The organism is Mesorhizobium sp. M1365, assembly GCF_040317865.1.
In the GTDB taxonomy this organism is placed as follows: Bacteria; Pseudomonadota; Alphaproteobacteria; order Rhizobiales; family Rhizobiaceae; genus Mesorhizobium.
In genome coordinates this window covers 1-13,518 of sequence record NZ_JAMYLG010000053.1, presented here as the reverse complement: position 1 = coordinate 13,518, position 13,518 = coordinate 1, and the positions used below count along the sequence as shown (strand labels likewise).

Annotated in this window: 13 protein-coding genes; 6 read left to right on the top strand and 7 right to left on the bottom strand. The window is 63.2% G+C overall.

What is annotated here, in order from left to right; genetic code table 11:
* Positions 1-25 precede the first annotated feature (25 nt).
* A complete protein-coding gene (gene gmk, locus NKH04_RS30015) occupies positions 26-682 on the top strand; it encodes a guanylate kinase (RefSeq protein WP_023677701.1) in 657 nt (218 codons plus the stop codon).
* Here the strand turns inward: gmk and NKH04_RS30010 are convergent, their stop codons facing one another.
* The 7 genes from NKH04_RS30010 to lptF form a co-directional block, all read right to left on the bottom strand.
* Entirely contained in the window at positions 683-976 is a 294-nt protein-coding gene (locus tag NKH04_RS30010; RefSeq protein ID WP_352542728.1) for a DUF1330 domain-containing protein, read from the bottom strand.
* Positions 977-1,051: 75 nt separating this feature from the next.
* The gene (rsmA, locus tag NKH04_RS30005) at positions 1,052-1,891 is read right to left on the bottom strand and encodes a 16S rRNA (adenine(1518)-N(6)/adenine(1519)-N(6))-dimethyltransferase RsmA (RefSeq protein WP_352542727.1); all 840 of its coding nucleotides are present in this window, start codon (positions 1,889-1,891) and stop codon (positions 1,052-1,054) included.
* A 67-nt stretch (positions 1,892-1,958) separates the two neighbouring features.
* Entirely contained in the window at positions 1,959-2,978 is a 1,020-nt protein-coding gene (gene pdxA / locus NKH04_RS30000) for a 4-hydroxythreonine-4-phosphate dehydrogenase PdxA (protein WP_352542726.1), read from the bottom strand.
* Positions 2,979-2,990: 12 nt separating this feature from the next.
* A complete protein-coding gene (locus tag NKH04_RS29995) occupies positions 2,991-3,917 on the bottom strand; it encodes a peptidylprolyl isomerase (RefSeq protein WP_352453231.1) in 927 nt (308 codons plus the stop codon).
* A 117-nt stretch (positions 3,918-4,034) separates the two neighbouring features.
* Positions 4,035-6,452, bottom strand: coding sequence for an LPS-assembly protein LptD (locus tag NKH04_RS29990; RefSeq protein ID WP_353045412.1), 2,418 nt, complete (start codon positions 6,450-6,452; stop codon positions 4,035-4,037).
* Positions 6,452-7,537 (bottom strand): LPS export ABC transporter permease LptG, encoded by a 1,086-nt coding sequence (lptG, locus tag NKH04_RS29985; protein WP_023677695.1) that lies wholly within the window; start codon positions 7,535-7,537, stop codon positions 6,452-6,454. The genes NKH04_RS29990 and lptG overlap by 1 nt, the downstream gene beginning before the upstream one ends.
* Positions 7,534-8,736 (bottom strand): LPS export ABC transporter permease LptF, encoded by a 1,203-nt coding sequence (lptF, locus tag NKH04_RS29980; protein ID WP_352471099.1) that lies wholly within the window; start codon positions 8,734-8,736, stop codon positions 7,534-7,536. Before lptF ends, lptG begins: the two co-directional genes overlap by 4 nt.
* A 354-nt stretch (positions 8,737-9,090) precedes the next feature.
* Here lptF and NKH04_RS29975 point away from each other — a divergent pair, with 354 nt between their 5' ends.
* The 5 genes from NKH04_RS29975 to NKH04_RS29955 all read left to right on the top strand — a co-directional run.
* Positions 9,091-10,257, top strand: coding sequence for a flavin-containing monooxygenase (locus tag NKH04_RS29975; RefSeq protein ID WP_353045411.1), 1,167 nt, complete (start codon positions 9,091-9,093; stop codon positions 10,255-10,257).
* A gap of 73 nt (positions 10,258-10,330) precedes the next feature.
* A complete protein-coding gene (locus NKH04_RS29970; RefSeq protein WP_352471101.1) occupies positions 10,331-10,714 on the top strand; it encodes a VOC family protein in 384 nt (127 codons plus the stop codon).
* 49 nt (positions 10,715-10,763) lie between these two features.
* Positions 10,764-12,260, top strand: a complete 1,497-nt coding sequence (locus NKH04_RS29965) for a leucyl aminopeptidase (protein ID WP_352471102.1) — start codon at positions 10,764-10,766, stop codon at positions 12,258-12,260.
* A gap of 38 nt (positions 12,261-12,298) precedes the next feature.
* The gene (locus tag NKH04_RS29960; protein ID WP_023719810.1) at positions 12,299-12,748 is read left to right on the top strand and encodes a DNA polymerase III subunit chi; all 450 of its coding nucleotides are present in this window, start codon (positions 12,299-12,301) and stop codon (positions 12,746-12,748) included.
* A 92-nt stretch (positions 12,749-12,840) separates the two neighbouring features.
* The coding region (locus tag NKH04_RS29955) for a phosphotransferase (protein ID WP_502913462.1) at positions 12,841-13,518 on the top strand (678 nt) is incomplete at its 3' end.

The window sequence follows — 13,518 nt, the reverse complement described above, 5'->3', positions numbered from 1 at the left end:
CCAAGCCACATGACTGCCAAGCCCCATGACCGCTAGGGATGTGGGTTCCCGCATTCGGCGCCGCGGGCTGATGCTGGTCTTGTCGTCGCCGTCAGGCGCCGGCAAGTCGACGATTGCGCGCAATCTGCTGGAGAGCGATTCCAGCCTGGAATTGTCGGTCTCGGTCACCACGCGGCCACGCCGCGGCAGCGAGATCGAGGGCGTCCATTACCACTTCCGTACCATGCGCGAGTTCGAGCGGCTGCGCGATTCCGATGCGCTGCTCGAATGGGCGGAGGTGCACGGCAATTGCTACGCGACGCCGCGCGAGCCGGCTGAACAGGCGCTGGCCGAAGGCCGCGACATGCTGTTCGACATCGACTGGCAAGGCGCTCAGCAGCTCAAGGAGAAGATGCGCGCCGACATCGTCTCGATATTCATCCTGCCGCCATCGATGAAGGAATTGAAGGCGCGGCTGAAGCGTCGCGCCGAGGACCAGGAAGCGGTGATCGAGACGCGGCTCAAGAACGCCCGCAACGAGATCGAGCACTGGAAGGAATATGATTTCGTCATCGTCAACGACGATCTCGACCGCGCTTTCGCCGAGGTGCGCGGCATCGTCACCGCCGAACGGCTCAGACGCGATCGCCGGCCCGGCCTGTTCGATTTCGTCTCGGGGCTGCTCGACGAGAAGACGGATTGATCAACGCGCTATCCCCTCGACCAAGATCAGATTGCGGCTGAGCGCGGCGTCGCGCAGCTCCAATGCAGCGGCGTATTCGGCCGAGCGATACCAGCGCCGCGCCGTGTCCATGTCGGGGGATTCGACGATGATCAGCGGCCCGGGAGACCAGTCGCCTTCCAACATTTCCACCTTGCCACCGCGTACCAGATAGCGCCCGCCGTGCTGGGCGATGGAGGCAGCCGCGCGGATGCGATAAGCTTCGATCGCCTCTGCGTCGCGGATCGTGACGTCGGAAATGACATAGGCGGCCATTGCTTGTCTCCGGGCAGGTTTGTCCGGCTATCTATGGCCGTGAGAGCGGAAATTCCACGCAGACGCGTCCCGGCATCACACCGCGTTGGTCAGGCGAACGAACTCCTCGACGCTCAGCGTCTCGGCGCGCCTGGTCGGATCGATGCCGGCACGGGCAAGCAGCGCCTCGCCGCCGAGGCTTTTCACGCTCTGCCGCAGCATTTTCCGGCGCTGGCCAAACGCCGCTTCGGTGACGCGGCTGAGCCGTTTCACCTCTGCCGGCAAGGGGCTGGCGCGCGGCACCAGATGCACGACCGAGGACGTCACCTTGGGTGGCGGCGTGAACGCCTGCGGCGGCACGTCGAAGGCAATCCTCGCCTCCGTCCGCCAGCCGGCCAGCACGCCGAGCCGACCATAGGCATCGCTGCCGGGGCTGGCTGCAATGCGTTCGGCGACCTCGCGCTGGAACATCAGTGTCATCGATGTGTAGAAGGGCGGCCACTCGGTAACGGTCAGCCAGCGGATCAGCAATTCGGTGCCGATATTGTAGGGCAGGTTGGCAACGATTTTCGCCGGCCCGCCGCTTCCCGGCACTCCTTTTGCAAGCGCTGCAAAATCAGCTCTCAGCGCATCGCCAGCTACGATCTCTAGCCGGCCCGGATAGTGGTTCGCGATCTCGGCCAAGGCCGCCAGGCAGCGCTCATCGCGCTCGATGGCGACGACCCGCCGGGCGCCGTTGAGGAGCAGGGCCCGGGTCAGCCCGCCCGGACCGGGACCGACCTCGATAACCGTAACGTCGCTCAGGTCGCCGGCGGTTCGCGCAATCTTGCTTGTCAGGTTAAGGTCGAGCAGAAAATTCTGGCCCAGCGCCTTTTTCGCCTGCAGCCCATGGCGCTCGATCACCTCGCGCAGTGGCGGCAGGCCGTCTATGCTCATCGGGCTGGGCTCATCAGGCGGGCTCATCGGGTTAAGGCCATCGAATATGGCTGATTGGGCTCAGGGCCTACGGCCTTTTCCCGGTATCGGCAAGAACGCGAGCGAGTTTCAGCGCTGCAATCAGGCTGCCGGCACGGGCGATGCCCTTGCCGGCGATGTCGAAGGCGGTGCCGTGGTCGGGCGAGGTGCGGACGAAGGGCAGGCCGAGCGTGACGTTGACCGCCTCGTCAAACGCCAGCGCCTTGGCCGGGATCAGCGCCTGGTCGTGATACATACAGAGCGCCACGTCGTAGCCGGCGCGGGCGCGAGCATGAAACAGCGTGTCGGCCGGCAACGGCCCGAAGGCGTCGATCCCTTCCTGCCTCAGCCGGTCGACCGCCGGGCGCACGATCCGCTCGTCTTCGGTGCCCATGGTGCCGCCTTCGCCGGCATGCGGGTTGAGGCCGGCAATGGCGAGCCGCGGCTTGGCAATTCCGAAGCGGTTCGCAAGGTCGGCGGCGGTGACGCGGCCGGTGGCGACGATAAGGTCCGTCGTCAGCGCTTTCGGCACCTCGGCCAGCGCGATGTGGATGGTGACCGGCACGGTGCGCAGGTCCGGTCCGGCAAGCAGCATCACAGGCGTCACTTCGGTGCCGGTGTGAAGCGATGCCAGATGCGCCAGATATTCGGTGTGGCCGGGAAAGCGAAAGCCGGCGTCGTAGAGCGGCTTCTTGGCAATGGGGCAGGTGACGACCGCGGCAGCGCGGCCGGCCAGGCAATCGGCAACTGCGCAGTCGATCGCCTCGATGATGCCGGCGGCGTTGGCTGGATCCGGGCGGCCGGGACTGTCGACGAAACGGGCAGCAAGCGCCACCACCGGCAGAGCGCGCGAAAACACCCCCGGCGCTAACGCCGGCGTCGTCTCGGCAATCGCGATATCGGTGCCGAGCCTGTGCGCTCGCGCGGCAATCAGTGCCGGATCGGCAAGGAGATAAAATGACGGAACGCCAGCGCTTTCGCGGGCCTGCCAAGCAGCGATGGCGATGTCCGGCCCCACGCCGGACGGATCGCCGACGCTCAACGCCAGCGGAAGCTCTGCGTCAGCCACGGCGCGTCGACTTCAGCGCTCGATTATGCGGGCTTTCTTCCGCAACTCCTCGACATATTTCTTCGAGAGTTCGTCGGCGTTCTTGTCGCTCGAACCTTCACTCTGGAACACCATCTGCGCGGCTTTGTCGTCTGACACTTCGCGCGACGAGCAGATGCCGATGAATTCGACACCGCGGTCGGTTTCGCGCGTCGTGGTGGCGCCGCCGACCTTTGTAGCCTTTATCTGCTCGGCCCAGTCCGCCGGCAATTGCGGCGCCAGCACCCGGCCGAGATCGCGAACGGTGACATCGATCAGGCCCTTGGCGAATTCGCGCGTGGTGTTGCAGCCGTTGAAGCGGGCGCGCATAGCGTCGGCTTCGCGTTTGCGCTTGGCCAGCGTCGCGCTGCGCTCGGCCGCCGGCACCACGAAGATGACCTGCTGCAGCATGTACTCTGTGGCGCTCGGTTTGCTGCCGCCTTTTTCGAGCATGCGCTTGACGAGGTCCTGCTCGCTCATGGCGCCGCCGCCGTCGCTAGAACGGTGACGCGCCGTCAGCGCCTGGTTCCAGGCCATCTGCGCCCTGATAAAGTCCTTGAAATGCTCCTTGGTGACGCCGGATTGCGCCATCGCGCCGTCAAGCTGCTTGAGCGGCATCTTGTTGCTGGTGGCGAAACGCTGATAAGCGGCATCGACCTGCTCGTCGCTGATGCGGATGCCGAGCCGGCGGGCTTCGGCCAGGCGCAGCGTCTGGTCGATCATTTCCTGGCCGGCATCGCCCTTTCTGTGCTGCAGGCGCAGGAAAGCGGCCCGATGCTGGATGTCGCCGGTGGTGATCGGTATATTGTTGACGACGTATTTGATCTCGGTGGCGAAAACTGGCCGCGTTACCGCGGTGGTCGAGAACGCCACCAGCAGCGCGAACCCTGCCGAAAAGAGGTATTTCCTCATCGAAAGCATCCCAATTCCATCCCGATTCAGCCGAACCTATCCCAGTTCAGGCCGTCAAAATTCGTGCCTGCTCTATGCGGCGAAACAATGTCGTCCGCCAGCCGCCCCGTTGCCGACCGCTGCCCGTTATTGAATGGTGTCGATGGAGCGTTGCGACGAGCCGAAATCGCCGAGCGTGCGGAACGACAGGTTGAAGCCGACGTTCTGCGATACTTCCTTGGTGTTCAGGTCACGTCTTTCCGAAAACGTCATCAAATAGGTAAAGCACGAATCACTATAGGCAAAGCCGACCCCGTCCTTGACCAGAACGCTCTGCTCCAGATCATATGTGCCGGTGCCAAAGACGCGCCAATTCTCGGCAAGATGTGTCGAGGCGCCGAGCGTAACCTCATGGCGATCGGTTGAGAAGCCATAGAGTGGCTGCGCCTGGATGAAGGCGTATTTGGCGCTCAGCGATACCGGCAGGCCTGAAAAGGCGGCCTTTACCTCAGCGCGGCGGATCTCGAAGCTTTGCTCGTCGAAACGGCCGCTGACCGAGCCGGAAAACCCGCTGGGGCTGTTGAAGCCGACAAGGCCGACATAGTCGGAGGTTGCAGTTTCAAGGCCTGAATAGGCGCCGACATTGACCAGGTCCGGCGTGCCGAACGAGTTCTGGCCGCCCAGCTGGTAGGATTGGCCGAACACCGCATTGGTGCCCCAGCCATTGTCATATGCGCCGGAATAGCGCAGCCCGACATTGGCGCGTGTGCCGCCTTCCATGCGGTCATAGCCCGAGAATTTGTCGCGCTCGAACAGCGTCGTGGCGTCGAAGACGAAGCTCTGGGCGTCCTCGTTGGGGACCGCCAGCCCGCCGACATATTGCTCGTTCGGACGCATGAATACCTGCGCCATCGGTTCGAAGACATGGCTGGAACTGGTCATCGAAAACAGCACCGGCCAGCGCATCTCAAGGCCGGCGGTCGCCATGTAGCGGGCAAGCGATGAACGCATATCGTCCTCGACGCCGAGATTGGTCGCCATCTGGTTGACGGCGTCGAGCGAGGCCGAGGAGGCGTTGACATAGCCGGCGTCGCCGCGCAGCGCCAGGAGCGGTGTCAGCAGCAGCCCGCCATCGGTGGTGAAGGTGCGCTTCCATTCGGCTTCCGCGGTAAGGCGCCCGGATTGACCGTCGATGCCGCGGACGTTGTTGACGGACGAAGGGATGCCCGAATTTGCAAGAGCCGTATCGAGCCTGTCGCGGTCAATGACCCGCGCGTTGACGTCGAACGACAGCTGCCCGCCGGCCACCGGCATGTCGGGGATATAGGCGTAGTCCAGCGAGGGCAGCACCCAGGGCTGCTTGGCGGCGCGTGCAGTCGGATCGCTGGCGAGCGTGTCTTCCTGAACCTCAAAGTGCATGGCGCGCACGTCGAAGTAATTGCGATCGTTGAGCCCCGTCAGGTACACCTCGGAGCGGTGCACGCTATCGTTGAAGCCATCGATGTCGTAGGTGCGCGAGAAATTCTTATCGCTCTGCAGCAGGATGTCCCAGCCGAAGTCCCAGCGCGGGTTGATGGCGAACTGGCCCTGGGTGCCCATCATGCCGCGGAACCTGTTCGGGTCGCCTTCGGTACCCGAATTCACGTTGTGGCCATTGTCGTCGATGAAGGCGTCGGGATTCTCCTGCCGGATGCCCGCAATCTTCAGGCTGTACTGACCGTTGTTGAAGCGCTGCCTCCACTCGGCCTCACCGAGGAAACCTTGCTTGGTATAGCCGCTGCCAGTGACAGTGAGATCGTAGGTCGGCGAGAGCGCGAAATAATAGGGGACTTTAACACCGACGCCGAGATCGCTCTTGTAGGCGACGCCGGGGATCAGGAAGCCGCTCTTGCGCTTGACCGTTGGGTCGGCGATCTCGAAAGCCGGCAGATAGGCCAGCGGAAAGCCGAAGAACTCGAAATTCGAATTCTCGAAGCGAACCGTCTTCTTCTCGCCGTTCCAGATGATCTTCCTGGCCTTGATACGCCAGGTCGGCGCTTTGTCGGGCTTGTCCTCGCACGGCTCGCAGGCGGTGTAGACGCCATTGTGGAACGTCGTCAGCACGCCGCCCATGCGCTCCGCGCTTTCGGCGGCGAAATACGCCTTGTCTATGGTCTCGACCCGCAGCGCGTTGACGAAGCCGTCGGCGAAATCGTCAGTGATGTCGGCATGCTGCGAATAGATTTTGGTGCCGTCGCTATTGACGAGTTCGACATTGCCGCTGGCGACGAGGCGTTTGGTGTTGCGGTTGTATTCGACCCGCTGGGCGACGAGACGGTTGCCGCCGTAGTCGATCTGGACGCCGCCGACGGCCGTCACGGTCTGCTTGTCGTTGTCGTAGACCAGCGTATCGGCTGCCAGCAGCATCTGCGTGCCGCTCGGAACCTTCGTTGCCAGCTCACTGACGTCCTGGGCAAAAGCTGGAGCAACCGGGGCGGCGCTGGCAAGCAGGCATGCCAAGGCGCTCGCCGCAGAGAGGCGTGCCAAACCGGCGTGCCTATGGCTGCGCAAAACCGCCTCCCTCACTAGCCGTCTTCCTTGTATAGCAGGAATGTCACCCCGAAGAACATAGCCACGACAACCGGGACCCAAGCCGCTACGGCCGTGGGTACGAATCCCGCTACGCCGAATGCCTTGACCAGCACCGAAACGACATAAAGCAGAAAGCCGGCCACGATGCCACCCAGAATCATCGTTGCCGACTGCCCCATCCTCGCAAATCGCATTGATACCGTTGCCGCAATCAGCGTCATCGCGACAAGCAGGAAGGGCAGCGCAATCAGGGAATTGAACTGCATGGCGAAGGCGTTTGCCTTGAGGCCGAAGGAGCGGGCCACTTCGATCTTGCCGGGCAGATCGTAGAAGGGAATGGTCTCAGGGCGCGCCAACCGCTCTTGCACGAATTCCGGCTTGAGATTGGTCGGCAGCCGATCGCTGGGTAACGACTGGATGGTACCGTCCCGGAACACCTTGACGTCCTGCAGTTCCCAGTAGCCGTCCCGCAAAAAGGCGCGCGCCGCATCCTTGCGCTCGATGATGTCGCCTTGCGGGCTGAAGCTGAAGAAGACCGCGTCGGCCATCTCCAGGCCTTGATTAAGAATGGCGCGCGCGCCGATGATGGTATCGCCGGCGTTGGTTTTCTGCCTGATCCAGGGCGCAGCATCGGCCGAGACGCTGTTCGACTTGCCCGAACGGAGCTGGGTCTCGATCTCCTCGGACCAGGAATAGGCGTGCGCGGCTACCGGATTGATGACGCCGACCGACAAGGCTCCAAACAGCAGCGCCCCGATGCAGCACGGCAGCAGGAATTGCCATGCGGAAACCCCGGCGGAACGGGCAATGACCAATTCGTATTTGCGGTTGAGCGACACCAACGTCGCCATCGCCGAGAACAGGCCGACGAACGGCACCGTCTGCAGCATGATCATCGGCATCCTGAGCCCCGAAATGGCGAACGCAGTTGCGTAGGTGAAGCCCGGCACGCCAGTCGTGCGGCCGGAAAGCTCGGTGAAATCGATCAGGAACACCAGCGCCAAGAGGCCGATGAAGAACCAGATGGTGATCGTCACATAGCGAAAGAAGAAGTACCGACCCAGAGTCCAGCCCATCAGCCGGCTCCCTGTCCGGATGCGCCACGCCCGGCAAAACGGAGCTTGATGGCGCTCCAGCCGTCACTGAAGCGGCCGGCAAGATTGGTTATCCAATCGGCCCAGGCAACCGGCAGTTCCATGGTCCGGTTGGAAACAATGAACCAGATGGCGATCGCCGATGCCACGATCGGGACGCCGTAGACCATATAGGCATATTGCGGCACCTTGTCGGCCTTGCCGGCGGCAAAGAACCCGAGCCAGCGCACGAACAGCGCGATCGCGATTGCCGTGATCAGCGGGTGCACACGCGCCTCGCGATGCGAGCGCGCATCTCCGGCAACGGCGAGCGCGATCAGCGCGAAGACGAGCGAATAGGACCACTCGGAAAAACGCTGGTTGAGCTCGGCCAGGTACCTGTTCGGCTTTTGCTGGTACATCTTGTCGTTCGGACTGGGATTGAGCAGATACTGGGTCGTCCGGTCCTTCGGCAAAAGCAGGATATCAGATGATGCCGACATGAAAGCGGACAAGTCGAAGGCGTAGGAGGTGAACCGGATCACCGAGAGGTCGCCGGTCATGGTTTTGCGATGGATGACGCCGTCATTCATCATCAGCACCTTCTCGTCGCCGCGTTCGATGATGCTGCCGGTCTTGGCGTAGTAGATGAGATTGACGCCTTCTTCGCGCGAATCGGCGACGAAGATGCCGCCGAGGCGGTTGTCGGGAAGCCGTTCGCCAACCTGCAGGAACAGGCCGTCGTCGATCTTGCGGAAGGTGCCTTCCTGGATGATCAACGACAACAGATCGGCACGCGATGACGCAATCAACTCGCGGTTCTTCTGGCGTGCGTAAGGGTCGACGCCATTGTCGACGGCGAAGGAAAAAACGCTGGCTGCAAGTGCCAGAAGCATGATCGGCCTGACGATGGTCCAGCGTGAAGCGCCGGCGGCATTGATGACGGCCAGCTCCGAATCAGAATTCATCACGCTGAGGATCTGGGCGACCGCGACCACCAGGGCGAACGGCACGACGATCGGAACGATCGTCGGGATGATCAGCGCTGCGACTTCGAAGAAGGTGAGGGCCGACTGACCGCTATCGGTGACGAGGTCGATGCGGGCGAGCACCTGAGTCGTCCAGACGATCGCCAGCGTCCAGACGAGCGCCAGCGCGAATACCGCGAAAGCACGGCGCATGATGTAACGTTCAACGACCTTCATGAAGGCTTTTCTCGGCGATTTCGAACGGCATCATGCCTTGGAACAAGGTAGTCGTCCGGCGCCGGCTGCACAACTGGCTCAGTTTGGCGGTTCGATCTGGGTTCTGTCCCGGATCGCAAATTCCGCTGGGCCGGAGTGTCGGCGGCAATGGATAAGAAAGGGCGAACATTGTTGGTTAACAACAGGTTGCGGCGGGAAGCGGGGCCGTGCCGCGACGAATCGTGGATGGTTCGATATCGCATATGGGAGCGATTTCGGCCAAAGTCTTGTCAAATGCGGCAAAACGACCAAATGTCGCGCCGGTCGCGACCGCCGCGGCGTGATAAGACGGGTCAGGATCTGTTGAGCCCCAGCATGGAAGCGGAAAAATTGCGCGGTCAAACCGGTCGGGAAGCGGTCTTTGACGGCGCGATCGTGGTCGGGGCCGGCGCGGCCGGCCTTGCCGCCGCCCACGCCTTGATGAAGGCCGGCGTACCGACGCTCGTCCTGGAAAAGGAGAGCCGGCTTGCCGAACCCTGGCATCGGCGGCACCAGCGGCTGCACCTCAATACGCATCGCGATCTCTCGACGCTGCCCGGCGTCGGCTATCCCGCAGGCACCCCGGCTTTTCCGCATAAATCGGCCGTCATTCGCCATCTGAACGATTTCAGCCAGGCGCATGGTCTGCCGGTCGCATTCGGCGTTGCCGTTGAAGAGATCACGTTCGATGGCGATCACTGGACCGTGCGGACGAACGCCGGACGTCGTCTGGCGCGTCATGTCGTCGTCGCCACCGGGCGCGACCGGCAGCCGTTTATTCCTGCGTGGAAAGGCATGAAGGATTTTGCAGGCCAGATTATCCATTCGGCCGATTTTGGCGAGGCGAAGGACTACGTCGGCAAAAGGGTGCTGGTCGTCGGAGCCGGCAATTCGGGGTTCGACGCACTCAACCATCTTGCGAATGCAGATGCCCAAAGCATCTGGCTGTCGGCCCGCAACGGCCCGTCGCTGCTGCCGAAACGCATCGGCAAGGTCGCCGTCCACAGGCTTTCACCGTTGATGGCGAGCTTGCCGGTGCGGCTGACCGATGCGGTGATGGCGACAACCCAGCGCCTGGTTTTCGGCGACCTGACGAAATTTGGGCTTCCGCCGGCTCCCATAGGCGGTGCGAGCCGTCTGAGCGCCGACTACACCGCGATCGCAGCCGATGACGGCGCGGTTCGCGCCATAAAGGCAGGCACGATCGTGGTGGTGCCACCATTGCGGGAATTTACCCACGACGGCATCGTATTGAATGACGGCAGGTCGATCACGCCCGATATCGTCATTGCGGCGACCGGCTATCGCACCGGTCTGGAGCAGATGTTCGGCAAGCTCGGCGTTCTCGACGGCAAGGGCGTTCCGCTTTTCAACGGCGGCGATGCCGATCCGAAATTGCCCGGTCTGTGGTTTACCGGCATGCGGCCGAGCATTCGCGGTTGTTTCGCTAACGCCCGCATTCAGGCCAGAGCGATAGCGGCGCGGATTGTCAAGCAGCGATGATGAGCCGGACTATGCCGACTGTTCCGCCCGCAATAGACACGCCTTGTTGAAAGGTGCTCGAACCGAAAGGTCAATGGTCATGACGCCAGTCAGCATTCGCTACATGGTCGATGATGTCGCCGCCTCGATCGACTTCTACTGTGGACATCTGGGCTTCGCTGTTGAACAGGACGCGCGACCGGCTTTTGCTTCCGTGACACGCGGCGCTTTACGGCTCCTTCTAAGCGGCCCCGGCAGTTCGGGTGCACGGGCGATGCCGGATGGCCGGCAGCCGGTGCCGGGAGGTTGGAATCGCATCCTGTTGGTGGTGCCGGACCTGAAAGAAGAGGTTGCGCGCCTCAAGAGTGCTGGACTTGTCTTTCGCAACGATATCATAACGGGCGTCGGCGGTTCCCAGACGCTGCTCGAAGATCCATCGGGCAATGTTATCGAGCTGTTTCAACCCGCCGCTCACTGACGAACGTTTCTCGCAATAATCCAACTCACTTCCCCGAAAGCAGGACATGATGAATTCGAGACCCTCGATCGCCTTTGCCAAATTCGCCGCGCCCAAAAAAGGCAGCGTTTTCGTTCTGGTGACCGACGAGGGCGGCCTCAGCGATGCCGCCAGGGCTTGCGATCCGGCAAAGACCCTCGAGCGGGCTTTTCCGGTCGCCGACTTCACCGGCAAATTCGCCAGCCTGGTCGAAGTGCTGGCACCGGAAGGGACATCGATCGAGCGGCTGGTGGCGGTCGGTGCCGGCAAGGGCTCCAATCTCGATGATTACGCCTGGCTGAAGCTCGGCGGCACGATTGCCGCATCCTTTCGCAAGGCAACCGAAGTGGCCGTCGTGCTCGATCTTCCCGGTGCGGCCGTCAGCGGCAGGCAAGCCGTTCAGCTTGCAGCGGGCATCCTGCTGCGCAGCTATTCCTTCGACAAATACAAGACCAAAAAGAACAATGGTGACGACAGGCGCGAGCCAAAAAAGCCGGTCAAGGTGACTATTCACACCGCCGATCCGGCAGCTGCAAAGAAGGCCTTCGCCGATGAAGCGGCGGTGATCGACGGCGTCTTGCTGGCGCGCGATTTGGTCAATGAACCGGCCAATGTTTTGGGACCGGTGGAATTCGCCGCCCGCATCGCCGAACTGGAGGCGCTCGGCGTCACGGTCGAGATCCTGGCCGAGAAGGAGATGAAGAAGCTCGGCATGGGTTCGCTGCTGGGCGTAGCCCAGGGTTCGCCGCGTGGCGCCCGCATCGCGGTCATGCGGTGGGACGGCGGCAAGGCCAAGGAAAGCCCGGTCGCCTTCGTCGGCAAGGGCGTCACCTTCGACACCGGCGGCAATTCGATCAAGCCGGCGTCGGGCATGGAGGACATGAAGGGCGACATGGGCGGCGCTGCTGCCGTCACCGGCCTGATGCACGCGCTGGCCGCGCGCAAGGCGAAGGTCAATGTCGTCGGCATTGTCGGGCTGGTTGAAAATGCCGTCGACGGCCACGCTCAGCGACCCGGCGACATTGTCACCTCGATGTCGGGTCAGACTATCGAAGTGCTCAATACCGACGCCGAGGGCCGCCTGGTACTGGCCGATGCGCTCTGGTACTGCAACGACCGCTTCCAGCCGAAATTCATGATCAATCTGGCGACGCTGACCGGCGCCATCATGGTCGCGCTCGGCCAGCATTATGCCGGCCTGTTCTCCAACAATGACGAGTTGGCGGACCGGCTGACGGCGGCCGGACAGGCGACGCAGGAGCGGGTGTGGCGCATGCCGCTCGGTGCCGAATACGACAAGCTGATCGATTCCAAGAATGCTGACATGAAGAACATCGGCGGCCGCCATGGCGGCGCCATTATCGCCGCGCAGTTCCTGCAGCGCTTCGTCAAGGACACGCCCTGGGCGCATCTCGACATCGCCGGCACGGCGATGGGCGCGCCTTCCAACGAGATCAACCAGTCATGGGCTTCCGGCTTCGGCGTCAGGCTGCTCGACCGGCTGGTGCGCGATCATTACGAGCAATGAGCGGCTGGGGCGGGACTCCGACAATGTAGACTGAACGCATGGCCGAGATTCTGTTTTATCACCTGACCGAATCGACGCTGGAGGATGCGTTGCCCGGCCTCCTGGAGCGCAGTATCGATCGCGGCTGGCGTGCCGTGGTGCAGACCGGCACCGAGGAACGGCGCGACGCGCTGGACCAGCATCTGTGGACTTTCCGGGACGATTCGTTCCTGGCCCACGCAACGGATCGCGAAGCCCATCCCGCCGAGCAGCCGGTGCTTCTGACCGTCGGCCCTGACAATCCGAACCAGGCGCAGATACGCTTCCTGGTCGATGGGGCGGTGCCGCCGGAGCTTGGCGGCTACCAGCGCGCCGTGTTCCTGTTCGACGGCCACGATGCAGCCCAGCTAGAGGCGGCACGCACGCACTGGAAGACAATGAAGGAGGCCGGCCACACCGTGACCTACTGGCAGCAAACGCCCGACCGGCGCTGGGAGCGCAAGGCTTAGAGAATTTGCAGCCAAGTGGAATCACCGGCGCCGCAAGAGTGCGACGACAAAAAGATGGACCGCCGGCTATTCAGAAGACCGGAGCAAGCCCGATGCCGCCCGATGAACGAACGCCAGGCATGCCGATAGATGCCGCACTTGTTCGCCGGCTGATTGCCGCGCAGTTCCCCAAATGGGCGGACCTGCCGGTAGAGACGGTCGAGCCTGGCGGCTGGGACAACCGCACGTTCCGGCTGGGCGACAGCATGTCGGTGCGGCTGCCGAGCGCTGCCGCCTATGTCGCCCAGGTCGAGAAGGAGCATCGCTGGCTGCCCCGCTTGGCGCCTCACCTGCCTCTGCCGATACCCGTGCCGCTGGCCAAAGGCGCGCCCGGGGAAGGCTATCCATGGCCTTGGTCCGTCTATCGCTGGCTTGGCGGCAGACCGGCGGCTGGTGGACTGATTGCCGATCTTACTGAGTTCGCCCGTTCGCTGGCCGGCTTTCTGGTTGCGCTCTACCGGATCGACGCTGCCGACGGGCCACCGCCAGGGCAGCATAATTTCCACCGCGGTGGCCGGCTTTCGGTCTACGACGCCGAGACCCGAGCCGCGCTCTCGGCGCTCGGCGGCCGCATCGACAAGGCCGCCGCCGAGGCCGTGTGGGCGACGGGCCCTGGCGGGCGGGGGGGAGGGGCGGCGGGGGGGGGGCCAGGGGGCCGGGGCGCGGGGGCTCTGGGAGGGGGGAGGTGGGAGCGGTGCCCCGGGGGGGGTGTTGGGTGTTTGGGGTTTGGG

What these genes read in the sequence shown, in the direction of transcription:
- gmk (WP_023677701.1), top strand. Translation starts at nt 26, where the DNA reads ATGACCGCTAGGGATGTGGGTTCCCGCATTCGGCGCCGCGGGCTGATG.
- NKH04_RS30010 (WP_352542728.1), bottom strand. Translation starts at nt 976, where the DNA reads ATGGCCGCCTATGTCATTTCCGACGTCACGATCCGCGACGCAGAGGCG.
- rsmA (WP_352542727.1), bottom strand. Translation starts at nt 1,891, where the DNA reads ATGAGCATAGACGGCCTGCCGCCACTGCGCGAGGTGATCGAGCGCCAT.
- NKH04_RS29995 (WP_352453231.1), bottom strand. Translation starts at nt 3,917, where the DNA reads ATGCTTTCGATGAGGAAATACCTCTTTTCGGCAGGGTTCGCGCTGCTG.
- lptF (WP_352471099.1), bottom strand. Translation starts at nt 8,736, where the DNA reads ATGAAGGTCGTTGAACGTTACATCATGCGCCGTGCTTTCGCGGTATTC.
- NKH04_RS29975 (WP_353045411.1), top strand. Translation starts at nt 9,091, where the DNA reads ATGGAAGCGGAAAAATTGCGCGGTCAAACCGGTCGGGAAGCGGTCTTT.
- NKH04_RS29970 (WP_352471101.1), top strand. Translation starts at nt 10,331, where the DNA reads ATGGTCATGACGCCAGTCAGCATTCGCTACATGGTCGATGATGTCGCC.
- NKH04_RS29965 (WP_352471102.1), top strand. Translation starts at nt 10,764, where the DNA reads ATGAATTCGAGACCCTCGATCGCCTTTGCCAAATTCGCCGCGCCCAAA.
- NKH04_RS29960 (WP_023719810.1), top strand. Translation starts at nt 12,299, where the DNA reads ATGGCCGAGATTCTGTTTTATCACCTGACCGAATCGACGCTGGAGGAT.